The sequence below is a fragment of the Marinomonas communis genome (assembly GCF_004363305.1).
GTDB lineage: Bacteria > Pseudomonadota > Gammaproteobacteria > Pseudomonadales > Marinomonadaceae > Marinomonas > Marinomonas communis.
The window spans coordinates 395,498-409,814 of record NZ_SNZA01000003.1; the positions used below are offsets into that span (position 1 = coordinate 395,498).

Here is a 14,317-nt window from a genome sequence, read left to right on the forward strand (position 1 = left end):
TCTTGGTTGACTCTGTGCTAAAGTTTAGAATCAATTAGGTTGGTGATTGAAGATGATGAAAGCCTGTTTAATTGGTGTTAGCCAAGAAGAGTTGCAAGCAGTTGCTCCTGTTTTGCACTTCCTAGATATCGATATCGTACAGGATCTAGAGCAGGGAGAGTTGGTGGACTTTTTTGTGGTGGGCAGTCTGCTCGAAATTACTAAGCTCTCTCTTCCCCTACCTGCTATTTGGTTGCGACGCTCTGAGGAAGTCCTTGATCAGGGCGTTATCAGTAGTCCAGTGCCATGGCGCCAAGAGCACATAACGCCGTTTCTCAGTCGCCTTGCTGACTCAGCAAATATGCCACGTACCCAGGCTGTCAATTTAAATGTTTACGTAAGGCACTTAGAATCTCTGCTAATACGTCATGCATTAACGTCTACAAATGGCGTGGTATCAAAGGCTGCGAGCTTATTGCAGATTCAACGTACAACATTGATTGAAAAAATGCGCCGTTATCGCATTGATAAGTCGGAGTTTTAAGTGGATAAAGATCAGGAAATCGCCCGCTTAAAAGAAGCGTTCGTGCTTTTTGAAGAAACTTCCCGTTCATTACAAGCTTCTTATGACGATTTGCAAATGCAGGTTCGACAGCTAACTGCCAAGCTCGAGCGGGCTGAACAGGCGAAGCGGGAAGAAGAATCAAAGAATAAAGTACTTCTGAAACAGTTTCAGCAGTTGTTTCAGTCTATGCCAGTTGGCGTGATGTTACTGAATCCAGAAGGCCGAGTTGTGATGACAAACCCGATCGTCGATCGCTTGTTTGGTGAATCCATTTTAGGTGGTCAATGGGCCGATATTGTTCCTAAGAGCTTTCGACCACAAAAAGATGATGGCCATGAAATTACCATGGTAACGGGAAGGCGGGTTCGGGTCGAAACCTCATCTCTGGGGGATGTTCCGGGGCAACTTATCATTTTGGTAGATTTGACTGAAACGCACTCCCTGCAGCGGCAATTGGCGCACCATGAGCGGTTGTCTACCATGGGAAAAATGGTGGCAGCGTTAGCCCATCAGATACGAACCCCACTATCATCTGCGATGTTATATGCTGGACACTTGCAGAAAGAATCGTTGTCTGAGGATATGAGGCAGCGATTTTCGGGTAAATTATCGGATCGATTAAATAATATTGAACGGCAGATTCGTGACATGCTGATTTTTTCAAAGTCTGATATTAAATTGGATGAAAAAGTGTCAGTGAGCGAGTTGCTCAATAAAATAGCAGAGCGAGCGCAAGAACAAGCAGATCAACACCATGCGACTTTGAAGCAAGACTTATTTGTCACCGATAGCGGGTTAATTCAGTGTCATCAAGAAGTGCTCATTGGTGCTGTGTTAAATTTAATCAATAATGCCATCGAGGCGTCTGAACGAGGTGCTTCAGTAGAAATTGTCGCGTTGTCTCAAGATGCTCTTTTGAGTATTGCAATCAAAGACAGTGGTCGAGGGATGGATGAAGAACAGCTACGCAAAGTACAAGAAGGCTTTGTGACCACTAAGCAACATGGCACAGGTCTCGGATTGATGGTGGTGAAAGCCATTATGAGAGCCCACCATGGAACGTTTAATATTGAAAGCCAGCCTGGTGTTGGTACAAAGGCGACGATCAAATTGCCAATTTTAGGGAGTTAACATGTCTGATGTGAGTTTGTTAGTCGTTGAAGACGATCGAGGGCTGGCGGAGGCGCTGGAAGATACTTTACTGTTGGCTGGTTACCAGTGCGCCATGGTTGAGAGTTCTGAGGAGGCAATTTTAGCGTTAAAGCGTCAGAACTTTGATATGGTCGTCTCAGATGTAAACCTGCCAGGCATGGACGGCTATGGTTTACTGCAGCATGTTGTTGAGCAGTTTCCTGAGCTGCCCATCATGTTGATGACTGCCTATGGTGATATCAGTCATGCTGTTGAAGCGATGCGTAATGGTGCGGTGGATTATTTACTGAAGCCATTTAAAGAAGATGAACTATTAGATGTCATTGCAAAACACACCTCACGAGTGGCAAAAGTAAAGAGTAATGCACCGATCGCCAAGGACCCTTCAAGTGTTGCTTTGCTTGAATTGGCAAAACGGGTGGCTGTCACGGATTCAACTGTTTTAATTTGTGGTGAGAGCGGTACTGGTAAGGAAGTATTGGCACAATACATTCACTCAGTATCGAACCGGTCTAGTCAGCCGTTTGTGGCGATTAACTGCGCTGCGATTCCTGAAAACATGCTGGAAGCCATGTTGTTTGGTTATGAGAAAGGGGCCTACACTGGCGCTGTGGCATCGCAGGCAGGTAAGTTTGAGCAGGCGAACGGTGGCACTCTGTTGTTAGATGAAGTCACCGAGATGGATGTGGGCTTGCAGGCTAAGTTGCTGCGTGTTCTGCAAGAGCAAGAAGTGGAGCGCTTAGGTGGTAAGAAGGCCATCAAGCTAGATGTTAGGATCATTGCAACCACGAACCGAGACTTGTCTGAATATGTGCGAGAAGGTGGTTTCCGAGAAGATTTGTACTATCGCTTAAATGTTTTTCCTCTACGTTGGACGCCGATCCGTGAGCGTAAAGGCGATATACAACCTTTGGCGGAAGCATTATTGTTAAAGCATGCTCAGAAAATGCGTATCGACTCGGCACAGTTATCACCATCGGCCCTTAGTAAATTGGAAGCCCATGGTTGGCCTGGAAACGTACGTGAGCTAGAAAACGTCATACAGCGCGCTTTAATATTGTGCGGACAGGGAAGGATTGTTGAGGATCACATCGTTTTTGATATGGTCTCAGCCCCTAAAGTGGACGAGTCGCAGGAAGAAGATGCAATGGAAGCGGCTTCCATTCTGGGGCGAGGTGTACAGCAACATGAGTTTAGAATTATTGCTCAAGCACTTATCGACGCCAAAGGCAAACGTAAAGAAGTAGCAGAAAAACTAGGTATCAGTCCACGAACATTACGCTATAAGATCGCAAAAATGCGAGAATGTGGCATAGAAGTTGATTGATTATTAAGTCTAGTTTTTAATAGCAGTGTGCTAAGCTACTATGAACTAATGTTTTTTTGGGTGCGAGTAAAATGGTAACTGATAGACCTGATATCAATCAGGTGCTTTCTCAAATGCGTGACTTGCGGAGTCAGATTCAAACGCCCAGTGCCAATGCCTCATCAGGTTTGGCTCAGAATGGCATGCAAGCCACTCAAGAAGCAGAGCGCCCTGATTTCGCCGATATGCTGAAAACTGCTGTCGATAACGTCAATTCCGTGCAAAAAGAAGCCACTTCTCTTGCTCAAGCCTATGAGCGTGGCGAAGAAGGTGTAGATTTGCCACAAGTGATGATTGGATTACAAAAGTCCAGTGTGTCTTTTGAAGCGATGACCCAAGTGCGTAACAAGCTGGTGGACGCTTACGAGAAAATTATGAATATGCCTATCTAAGATAGGTTAGACACGGCAGTACTGAATGGATAATGTCCCAGCAGAAAGATCAGAGCAAAAGCTTTATATGGAGTTATTGACTGGCTTCAATAAGTTGACGGTGATTCGTCAGCTTGCGTTGATGGTCGGTCTTGCTGCGTCTATAGCAATTGCTCTTGCAGCAGTTCTATGGACATCGGGTCCTGAGTACAAGCCTGTATTGAGTAGTATCACGGACTACAACGCAGATCAGATTGTTGAAATTCTAAGTGTAAACAATATTCCATTTAAATTGGATGAAAATACTGGCGCTCTATTGGTTGAGGGGGAGTTTTATCATCAAGCCCGTCTTAAGCTTGCTGGCTCCGGTATCGTTTCTGATAATATTGTTGGGCTTGAGATCATGGATCAGGATCAGTCTCTTGGTACTTCTCAATTTGTCGAAACGACCCGATACCGTCGCGGTTTAGAAGGTGAGCTAAGCCGCACCATCACCAGTTTACAGAGTGTGAAGTCTGCTCGAGTTCATTTAGCTATTCCTAAAGAATCTGTATTTGTCAGGGATACTCGAAAGCCGAGTGCGTCGGTGTTTTTGGAGTTGTACCCTGGTCGTAGGCTGGATCGAAGCCAAGTTGATGCCATCGTGAACCTTGTGGCATCCAGTATTTCTCAGCTAAGTGATAAAGATGTAACCGTTGTTGATCAGCGTGGCACTTTGTTAACCGAAAAAGACACGAACTCTGAACTATCGATTGCCGGTAAGCAGTTTGAGTACACAAGACGTGTTGAAGATGTTCTGCTAAGTCGCGTTAACAATATATTGTCTCCTGTTGTTGGTGGTGGGCGATTTAAAGCAGAGGTCTCTGCGGATATTGATTTCACCGCGGTTGAACAAACCGATGAGCAATATAATCCAGATTTACTTGCCCTAAGAAGTGAGCAAACTCTTCGTGAGCGCCGTTCAGCGAACGCAGCCAATAGTGGCGTTCCTGGTTCTTTGACCAATCAACCTCCTGGTGCGGTGACAATTCCCGAAGCGGTCGATGAGAATGGTGCACCCATTGGCAGCAACAATGCCAATGGAAATAATGGCCAATCAAGAGAAGAGACCACTCGAAATTTTGAATTAGATAGAAGTATTAGTTATACCAAACGTCAGCAAGGAACGGTTAGACGCTTATCGGTAGCGGTTGTGGTGGATGATATCGCTTCTATTGATCCTGAGTCTGCTGCCATAGTAAGAACCCCTTGGAGTGATGAAGAACTCAGCCGTTTAACGCTGCTGGTTCGTGATGCGGTAGGCTACGACCCATCGCGAGGCGATAGCGTGAGTGTTATTAACTCACCGTTTGCAGTACCCGAACCACCGGAAGAAATAGAACCTGTACCGTTCTACCAACAAAGTTGGTTCTTAGATCTTTTGCAGCCAGTGTTAGTTGGTATGTTTATTCTACTGCTGCTATTAATGGTTGTTAGGCCAATTCTTAAAACGTTGGGTGAGCAGAACAAAATTGCTGTGGCAGAGGACACCGAAGCTGCTATTTTTGCCGATGAAACGGATGAGATTTCAGATGACCAAGTTTCTTTGGTGAGTGCTGAGGATGTTATGGTACCTGGCTCACCTGAAAAAATTGAGCGCCAGCTTAATGCTATTAGAGGCCTGATTGCAGAAGAGCCAGAACGTGTGGCTCAAGTTGTTAAACAATGGGTAATGGAAGGTTAAGATGAGTGAAGCAGCAGCTGGGGACATGAGCTCCATACAAAAAGCAGCGGTTTTGCTTATGTCTTTAGGCGAGTCCGATGCCGCTCAAATTCTAAAGCACATGGGACCGAAAGAAGTTCAGCGCATTGGTCAAGCGATGGCGCAATTGGCCAACGTTCAGCGTCATCAAGTTGAAAAGGTCTTGGATGAGTTCCTGATTTTAGTAGGCGATCAAACTGGACTTGGTTTAGGTGCTGACGGTTATATCCGTAATATGCTTAAAGAGGCGCTAGGTGAAGAGAAAGCTGGTAGCCTAATTGATCGAATTCTACTAGGTGGTAATACCACAGGCTTGGACACACTGAAATGGATGGAACCACGTGCTGTGGCGGATGTTATCCGCTATGAGCACCCGCAGATACAAGCAATCGTTATTTCTTATCTTGACCCCGATCAGGCTGCTGATATCTTGGCTAACTTTGATGAGCGTGTACGCTTAGATATCGTATTGCGTGTGGCATCACTTGAAACGGTTCAGCCAGCCGCTTTGCAAGAATTGAATAACATCCTTGAGCGTCAATTCTCTGGAAATAACTCAACGAAATCTACTTCTATTGGTGGTGTTCGTACAGCTGCGAATATCATGAACTTTATTGATAGTTCAGTGGAAGCGGAGTTGATGGAATCTATTCGTGATGTGGACGAAGATCTAGCTAGCAGTATTCAAGACTTGATGTTCGTCTTCGATAACTTGTTAGAAGTGGATGACCGTGGCATTCAGGCGATTCTTCGAGAGGTGGAGTCTGAGACGCTTATTCTTGCTCTCAAAGGGGCGGATCCAGACATGCAGGAGAAGGTCTACAAGAATATGTCTTCACGTGCGGCTGATATGTTGAAAGATGACCTTGAGGCAAAAGGGCCTGTTAGGGTCAGTGAAGTGGAAGTTGCTCAGAAAGAAATCTTGGCTATTGCTCGTCGCTTGGCTGATAACGGTGAAATTGTTCTCGGTGGTGGCGGTGAGGCAATGGTTTAGTAAATGTCTGATAATGAAAAAAAGCTTACTGCCTATGAGCGCTGGGAGCTGCCTCAGCTAGAAGCTGCTGCAAATGCGAAGCAAAGCTCTCAAGCGCTTGCGGTTAAAACTGATGATGCTGTTGAAGTCAGTGAAGAAATTGATGAAGACTCTCTAGTCTACGAGCCTCTAACTGCGCAGCAGCTAGAAGAGATACGCTCGGCTGCTTACGAAGAAGGTTATGCCCAAGGACATGAAGAGGGTCTAAAGGCTGGTCATGAAGAGGGCTCGCTTAAAGGGTATGAGGAGGGTTTTCAGCAAGGGTTAGATCAGGGAGTAGCGGAAGGAACCGAGAAAGCCTTACAAGAAGGCATCGCGTTAGCTGAGTCTCGATTGGGTGATATAGAGCAACTCCTTACCAGTGCTCTAAATGAATTTGAACGGCCCCTAGAAAGTTCAAGAGATCAGCTTGAGTATTTGCTGCAGTCCGCTACGAAACGCATTGTTGAACATGTTATTAAGCGAGAGCTTAGCGAATCCAGTGATGCCTTGCTGACAAGTGAGCTTGAGAAAGTATTAAATACCCTTGGTGAACAAGAGGGTAGAGCAGTATTGAAAGTGCATCCTGACAGCGTTGAAGCAGCACAAGCGCTTGCGCTAGATCAGAGATTAACCTTAAAAATAAAGCCCGACTCTTCTCTTATAGAGGGTGGCTTTATCTTAGATTCCCACGCATTTTACGTTGATGGCACCATTGAGTCACGCTTGACTGATGTGCTTAAATCACTAGATCCTTCCTAATAAAGTGCTGTTATGCCAACTCTTTTAGATCGTCTGAGCCGCCTTCAAAGTCAGCCTTTGCCACAATACTCTATAAATATTGAGGGTAAGGTGACGCGTATGGTGGGTCTAACGATGGAGGCTGTAGGTTGTGTGGCAGCGCTAGGAGACCGTTGTGCGGTGCAGGTGGGCAAAAACCGTTGGGTAGAATCCGAAGTAGTTGGTTTTACAGGCGATTTGACTTATCTAATGCCAACCGAAGCCATTGATGGTATTTCACCTGGCGCACGAGTCCGCCCACTCAAAGAAGACAGTCAAATGCCAGTTGGTCCAGGCTTACTAGGTCGTGTTGTAAATGGCTTAGGCAGACCGCTTGATGGTAAAGGGCCAATTAAAGCAGAGGAATCCGTCAGCCTTCAGGGGGATATTATTAACCCTCTGCAGCGCAAACCAATCAGTGAAACATTGGATGTTGGTATTAAGGCTATTAATGCTTTATTAACCGTCGGTAAAGGACAGCGACTAGGCTTGTTTGCTGGTAGTGGTGTCGGCAAGAGTATGCTGCTGGGGATGATGACTCGCTTTACTGAAGCAGACATTACTATTGTCGGCCTGATTGGTGAGCGGGGACGAGAGGTAAAAGAGTTTATTGAGCAAATTTTAGGCGAGGAAGGTCTAGCTCGCTCGGTAGTTGTTGCGTCACCGGCTGATGACTCAGCTTTAATGCGTCTGCGTGCCGCGGTATTAACGTCGCGAATTGCGGAATACTATCGTGACCAAGGTAAGAACGTGTTGCTGCTAATGGATTCTTTAACGCGATATGCTCAAGCCCAACGTGAGATAGCCCTGTCGGTTGGTGAGCCACCAGCTACGAAAGGTTATCCGCCTTCAGTATTCTCTAAGTTACCTTGGCTCGTGGAACGCGCTGGTAATGGTAAGGAAGGAGGGGGCTCTGTGACAGCGTTTTATACGGTGTTAACAGAGGGGGATGACCAGCAAGATCCCATTGCAGACGCTTCTCGTGCCATCCTCGATGGTCATATTGTTCTCTCGAGGCGATTAGCCGAAGAGGGGCATTATCCTGCGATTGATGTCGAAGCCTCTATTTCTAGGGCTATGCCACACATAGTAACGGAGCCGCATTTACAGGGTGCGATGCGCGTTAAGCAGCTTTATTCTCGCTACCAGCAAAATAGAGACCTGATTGCTGTGGGTGCCTACACCAAAGGTACTGACCCTGAGTTGGATCAAGCCATTACGCTGATTCCTGCAATCAATGATTTCTTGCGCCAGTCTTTAACAGAAAGTTTTACCCTTGATCAAAGTCTTGAAGCGCTAGTAAAGGCAATGACTTCAGTGCCGGCAAAGTAGACGGTCTATTGTTAAGCCGCTAATATCAAGTGAACTCTGAGGGATTCGCATGAAAAAATCTGAGCGCATGCAAGTATTGGTTAATCTTTCCCAACGCAAAGAAGATGAAGTTGCCAAGGCATTGGCGAAGGATCAAGCTCGTTTACAGCATGACCAGCAAAAGCTTCAGGAGCTTAAGGATTATGCGGCCCAATATGATCAAGAACGCAATTTGCTCGGTCTCTCCCCTTACCTAACGACTAACTATCAGCATTTCGTTAACCGTCTTCAGCAGGCTATTCAGCAGCAAGATCAGCAAGTTAAGCGTTCCCAGCAGCAAGTTACGATGTCAATGAAACGTTGGCAGAACGCTCGAGCTAAAACCAAAGGAATGGATTGGCTTAAAGACAAAAGTGTTCGTGAAGAGCTTAATATCGAAAGCAAACAAGAGCAGAAGCAAATTGATGAGTTTGCTAATAGAGCTTTTTTTGAGAGGATGCGTTCGTAATGCAGAGCTCAATGTTGCCTTCAAGTACTGCTAACGGAACGCTTTTTGAGATTGAAGGCGCGATATTGGCGTTACAAAGTTACCCTCTTAAAGCGCACAGAACGCTGGAAACTTTGCTTAAAGCTTTGCTTGGTCAAGTATCAGACAGGGACATGTCTCGTTATATTGAAGAAGTCTGTCACTTAATGGATCGGTTGCTTGAGCAAGGGCGTTTTTTAGAGCCTACTCAACGCAGTCTATTACTGGCTTGGACAACGGAACTGCGCTCCCAGTGGATACGAATCCAAGGCTTCCAGGAAAGTGAAGATTTAGGGTTATTACAAAGAATTCATGCGGAGTTAATTCGCCAAGAAAAGAGCCAAGAGCAAACGGTTCAATCGTTCTACGGTTTTTACCAGGGAGCAATCTCCGATGGGTTTCAGTATTTGACCCAGTTATCAGACCTTGGCTATTGGGTCATTGATCGTGCTGACAATCATGTTGACTCCCGTGCTCACCAAGATACCTTGCACCTGCGAGTGAGTCTGGAAACAGGTTTATCACTTAGTGATTTGCAGGCGCGTTTACCAAGCTTTGGTTGGGAAAGTGCCCAAGAGAACGAGCAAGGCTCTTTGTCTCTGCCTGCAAACAGCGAAAACTATTGGATTGATTGGTTACACTTGTTGGCGTCAGAAAGAGAGGTATGGCGCAAAAGCACTTCTTTTTTGCGGTTTTATAAGTCTTTACAAGAGCAGGTGCGGAGTCAGTTCTCTCAATCTTTGGATAACTTGTGTGAGCCTGCCAGTGCAACACATTTAAATGTCTTACTGAATTCCGAGCCGCCTTCCTCTGTGGTTGGTTTTGACTTGTATGGTGGGCGTGTCTTCCTACACGATCAAGTTGGGGCAGTACAAAAAGTGCTGTTGTTATCTGAGTCGGTTATTCCTGTGTATCGCTTGTCATACAGAGACCAGCAATATGTGGTGCCGATCTTCAAAGTGGAAACCGATGGACAATTAGCCCCGGGTTCAGCTCTTGGTTGGTGGTATGAGCAGGGTGGGTGGAATAGCCAGCCACTAGATCAGGAGACCGTCAGTTATGTGTTGTTACGAGGGGCAAATAGCCAAGAGTTGACCCCGATACTGTATGATGAAATGGTGAGAGAGTATGCGGTGGTATTGCGCTCAAGCTGTTTACCATCGGGAATACAGAACGTATGGAATATTCGTGGTGAGTTCCTAGTTGAGCCAGCAAGGCCATCCTCAAACGTTCATGTAAGTGGTGTTCAGCGTCATACTTATTCTTCGTTATTTCATCAAACGAAAAGCCGCAAGCCAGTGTATTTCGAGTTAATGCCTTCTTGTGGTGTGGAACTGTATTCGGACATGGTGGTTGGGCTTGTACCTGTTCAGTCATTAACAAGATTGATGGATTGCTTTATCTATCACAGTGGTCATACAGTGCCTCTTATTGAACCCCCTGAAAGTGCTCGCAGAGCTGATGATATGGTGATTATTGTGTCTTCTAAGGGCGTGTTTTTTGCTTTTCGTGGGCGTTATAGTTTGAATCAAAATGAGCTTCATACTCTAGTTGAAGGAGATCAATTTACCTTGTCTAGTGTCGAAGGAACGCAAAGTATTACGATAGACTTCATTAAGCAGGGGTGGTTTTTGCTTGATCAAAGGCATACTTATATACTTCAAACTCAGCTATTAGAGATATTAACGTAGCATGCAGACTTCTCATTCAGTTCATACTGCTTTTGATAAACGACGGATTCGATTTTCTGATTGGGTAATGCAGTATGCCATTGTCTTTGTCCTATTGTTCGCTGGTTTACTGTTTGGTAGTTACTACTTCTTAAATCAACAACAAGCAATGAATGTTAAGCTGGTGCATCAGCTCAATGATGTGGCGCTTTCTAGTTATGAAATTGAGTTGGGCTGGCAGTCGCTAGTGGTGGACAGGAAACAGAGTAGTCGAGATGAAATTTCCAATCTCATACTGCGGGAAGCAGAGTTAGCCCAGCGGCTAAAAGATCTGCTCCCAACATTAGATAATCTGCCTTATGCTCCGGTGACGATTTCACGTTATAGCTTAGAGGAGCAAGCCCAGTTAGCCAGCAGTCGACTCTCTCAAGTTAGGGCTGTAGCGCGTGAGCGAAGTTCTCATTTAGATGCGGGGATGATGATCTCTACTCCTATGTTGACTGCTTTTAGTGCTGCTTTTCTGTTACTGATGGGGTACTTGATTTGGGGATGGAGAAGGGTGCTTTCTGACCGCAGAGAGGCTATCCAGTTTTTTCATGCTCAAATAGATAAAGCTCAAGTTGGTAACAAAATCCCTGTCCCCGTTGTGCGCAATGATGAATTTGGAGAATTTGCTCGATATTTGAATGCGTATATTCATTTATCACAAACCGAAAGGCGTGAGGGGGATCGTCTTGGCCAGATTTATAAGCTTGCACTCAGTGAATCTCTATCGCACAAGCTGGTGCTGAACTCGTCAAATGAAGTGATTGCAACGAGTGCGGGCTTTTCTGAATTATGGGTTCTAGAACCTGCTACTCTCTCTGAAATCTTAGGTGTTGATGAGTATTTGTCCTCTTTGGATGGAGAAGTGATTTCTGATGCCTTCATTGGTAGTCAAGAAAGTTCGCCAATATTACTGGGTAAAGATGCTTATGAAGTCCGCGGTTCTGAAATAACACTAGACGGTGAGGTGGTTGGCTTTTTATTAGAGCTGACAAAAGTTGTGCCTCGAACAGAGCTGAAAATTCTAGAAGCTTCTTTGAGTCTGATGGCTCAGGATGTCTGGGACGCCCCCATACGCATCCTTGATGACGCCTCTCCTTACTATAGTTTCTCAGGTAAATTGGAGAAAATTCGTCAAGATGTAGCGGCATTTTTGGACGCTGCAAGCCAATTAGTGCAAGACGATGACAAACAATATCTCAAGGTTACTAAACTGCAACAGTTGTTAGAGTGGTTGAATGCTAACCTAAAATCTACCTCGATCGAATCTGACACTGTTGAGATTTATCAGCAGAAACTTCGATCTGATGTAGAGAATAGTAAGAACGACTTCCTAAAAGTTAGAGAGCAAATTGAATACCGCTTTGAGCTGTATGAGGCTTATTTACAGCAGCTGCTTGAATGGCAGGCGGCACAGGGTACTTGGGTTGCGACGGTAAATGGTGGCTTACAAGACACCAAAGAAGCAGTGCTCAATTTGCTAAGTATTGTCCATACAGAATCAACAGATGTCAGTGTGGTTGAACATAGTGTGATAGATCTGGCGCATGATATTGATACGGTTCTTGTTTCGATTGTTGAGTCCAAACCTCTGCCGAAAGAACTGAGGTTAGAGCATATCAAAAGCAGCGAGTCGGACTTAATGCGTCACTTAAACCATGTTCAGACTAAGCTTGATCTTTTGTCTTCTACGATTAACGAGGGCCTTCCTCTAACTCATAAGTCGTTATAGCTTTAATTGAGAACCACTAGGGTAGTGAGGCTAGCGTTATGATCATCAACCAGTTTGACGACGCCAAATCGATTGCAATGTTAACCATTAAAGGTCGTTTTGATTACTCCTGTCAGCAGGAGTTTCGTGAATGTTTCGGACAATACTCCAAAGGAACCGAGTTTGTAATAGATCTCACAGAAGTCAGCTATATTGATAGCTCTGCGCTAGGTATGTTGCTCTTGCTCAGGGATCATGCAGGTGGTGATGGCGGTAAGGTAACTATACAAGGAGCCTCAGACTTTGTTAGTAGTGCGCTGAAAATGGCACGATTCGAGCGCTTGTTTACTTTCCACTAAATATATTAGGACTCGGCAATGAAGGATCAAAAACTCAAAATCTTAGTGGCGGACGATAATCCTTCTGACAGAATGTTGCTTGAAACGATGCTGGGTCAGTTAGGTCATCTAGTGGCGACAGCAGTGGATGGTCAGGATGCTGTAGACAAGTTCGATCCCAACACCATTCAGCTCGTTTGTCTTGATATCAAGATGCCACGTAAGGATGGTTGGGAAGCAGCCTTAGAGATTCAAAACATTGCCCAAGAAAAGATGATTCCCATTGTCTTTTTGTCTGGAGTTTCTGATCCTGAAGTTCTGCAAAAATGTCTCGAAGTCGGAGCAACCGACTTTATCTCAAAACCCTACAACCCCACTCTCGTATCAGCAAAGCTGAATGCCATCGCGCGTTTATTAGTGATGCAGAATATGCTGTCAGAGCAGCGTGATGAACTGTCTCTGCTTAATCAGCAAATGGTGCATGACCAAGAAGTAGCTAAATTGGTTTATGAGAGAATTACCCATTCAAACTGTTTGTCTGATCCCGCCCTGAGAACATTACACCATGGTAGCCATATTTTTAATGGCGATGTGATTTTGGCTGCCTACAAGCCAAATGGCGGTATGCACGTATTATTGGGGGACTTTACTGGACATGGTTTGTCAGCCGCGATTGGAGCGTTACCACTGGCAGATATTTTCTTCGAATGGACCGAAAAAGGGTTTGTTATGCGACAGATCCTTCCTGAAATTAATAAGCGCCTTCACAACATTTTGCCCCCAAATATGTTTTGTGCCGCGGCTTTTATAGACATAAATGCCCACAACAGAACCATCGCTGTATGGAATGCAGGATTACCTGACTTACTCTATTTTTCTGCTGATGAGAAACTTCCACGAATGATCCGCTCTGACTCACTGCCGTTAGGGATTTTGAATGAACATGAGTTTGAAGCGAATATTGAGTTATTGACCTATGAAAGTGGGGATTATCTTGTGGCATTCACGGATGGTGTCTATGAGGCTCGTACCAAAGAAAACAAAATTCAATACAACAGTGCTTTAGATCCTTTGTATGCGGGTGAGGTGTCAACGCAGCAGTTCGAGTGGTTGGAGAAAATGCTGCATGATGAGGGAATACTCAAGAACCCTCATGATGATATTTCGGTTTTAGGGATCAATTTATCACTCGCGCAAGATGGTAGTCTGCAGTCCAAATCAGCGAATTTGGAAAAGAGGCTTGATGCCCCCGCAGATTTTGCTTTTAGTTATGAGTTAAATGCTGAGTCGTTAAAGAATACGGATCCTTTGCCTTACCTATTACAGATCTTAACGACCGTGCCTGAGTTGAGTAAGCGCTCAAGTGAAGTTTTTATGATTCTCTCTGAAATGTATTCTAATGCCTTAGAGCACGGAATCTTAAAGCTAGACTCGAAACTTAAAACGACCGTTGAAGGTTTTGCTGAGTATTACTCGTCTAGAGAATCCAAACTGCAGCAGTTAACAGAAGGGTGGTTAAAAATCGACGTCAAAGTTAGTGCGATGAATCAAGGAGGTTGTTTATGTCTTACCATGTCAGACAGTGGTGATGGCTATGATATCTCTGTAATTGACTTTGATGATTTTGATCATGAGCGTCCCTTCAATAGAGGTCTGAGTTTGATCCATCAGATGTGCAAGAGCGTTGAACTGTCTGAAAATGGTTCAAAAATTTCCGTACAGTATTGTTGGTAGACTTGGCCTCTAATTT

Annotated in this window: 13 protein-coding genes; all 13 read left to right on the forward strand. The window is 45.0% G+C overall.

What is annotated here, in order from left to right:
• The first annotated feature begins 52 nt into the window (after positions 1–52).
• On the forward strand, positions 53–523 hold the full coding sequence (locus C8D85_RS10895) for a helix-turn-helix domain-containing protein (RefSeq protein ID WP_133562569.1): 471 nt from the start codon (positions 53–55) through the stop codon (positions 521–523).
• Positions 524–1,675 (forward strand): sensor histidine kinase, encoded by a 1,152-nt coding sequence (locus C8D85_RS10900; protein ID WP_133562571.1) that lies wholly within the window; start codon positions 524–526, stop codon positions 1,673–1,675. It abuts the gene before it with no gap.
• 1 nt (position 1,676) lies between these two features.
• Positions 1,677–3,023, forward strand: coding sequence for a sigma-54-dependent transcriptional regulator (locus C8D85_RS10905; RefSeq protein ID WP_133562573.1), 1,347 nt, complete (start codon positions 1,677–1,679; stop codon positions 3,021–3,023).
• A gap of 71 nt (positions 3,024–3,094) precedes the next feature.
• Positions 3,095–3,454 (forward strand): flagellar hook-basal body complex protein FliE, encoded by a 360-nt coding sequence (gene fliE, locus C8D85_RS10910; protein WP_133562575.1) that lies wholly within the window; start codon positions 3,095–3,097, stop codon positions 3,452–3,454.
• A gap of 25 nt (positions 3,455–3,479) precedes the next feature.
• Positions 3,480–5,156, forward strand: a complete 1,677-nt coding sequence (fliF, locus tag C8D85_RS10915; RefSeq protein ID WP_133562577.1) for a flagellar basal-body MS-ring/collar protein FliF — start codon at positions 3,480–3,482, stop codon at positions 5,154–5,156.
• Position 5,157: 1 nt separating this feature from the next.
• Positions 5,158–6,168, forward strand: a complete 1,011-nt coding sequence (gene fliG, locus C8D85_RS10920; protein WP_133562579.1) for a flagellar motor switch protein FliG — start codon at positions 5,158–5,160, stop codon at positions 6,166–6,168.
• Positions 6,169–6,171: 3 nt separating this feature from the next.
• On the forward strand, positions 6,172–6,948 hold the full coding sequence (locus C8D85_RS10925; protein WP_133562581.1) for a FliH/SctL family protein: 777 nt from the start codon (positions 6,172–6,174) through the stop codon (positions 6,946–6,948).
• Between the two features lie 12 nt (positions 6,949–6,960).
• The gene (gene fliI / locus C8D85_RS10930; RefSeq protein ID WP_133562583.1) at positions 6,961–8,298 is read left to right on the forward strand and encodes a flagellar protein export ATPase FliI; all 1,338 of its coding nucleotides are present in this window, start codon (positions 6,961–6,963) and stop codon (positions 8,296–8,298) included.
• Between the two features lie 49 nt (positions 8,299–8,347).
• The gene (fliJ, locus tag C8D85_RS10935; protein ID WP_133562585.1) at positions 8,348–8,785 is read left to right on the forward strand and encodes a flagellar export protein FliJ; all 438 of its coding nucleotides are present in this window, start codon (positions 8,348–8,350) and stop codon (positions 8,783–8,785) included.
• Positions 8,785–10,494 carry a hypothetical protein gene (locus tag C8D85_RS10940; RefSeq protein ID WP_133562587.1) on the forward strand — a complete coding sequence of 570 codons (1,710 nt, stop codon included), beginning with the start codon at positions 8,785–8,787 and terminating at the stop codon, positions 10,492–10,494. Before fliJ ends, C8D85_RS10940 begins: the two co-directional genes overlap by 1 nt.
• A gap of 1 nt (position 10,495) precedes the next feature.
• A complete protein-coding gene (locus C8D85_RS10945) occupies positions 10,496–12,250 on the forward strand; it encodes a hypothetical protein (RefSeq protein WP_133562589.1) in 1,755 nt (584 codons plus the stop codon).
• A 38-nt stretch (positions 12,251–12,288) separates the two neighbouring features.
• Positions 12,289–12,588 (forward strand): STAS domain-containing protein, encoded by a 300-nt coding sequence (locus tag C8D85_RS10950; protein ID WP_133562591.1) that lies wholly within the window; start codon positions 12,289–12,291, stop codon positions 12,586–12,588.
• Positions 12,589–12,606: 18 nt separating this feature from the next.
• Positions 12,607–14,301 (forward strand): SpoIIE family protein phosphatase, encoded by a 1,695-nt coding sequence (locus C8D85_RS10955; RefSeq protein WP_133562593.1) that lies wholly within the window; start codon positions 12,607–12,609, stop codon positions 14,299–14,301.
• Positions 14,302–14,317: the final 16 nt, after the last annotated feature.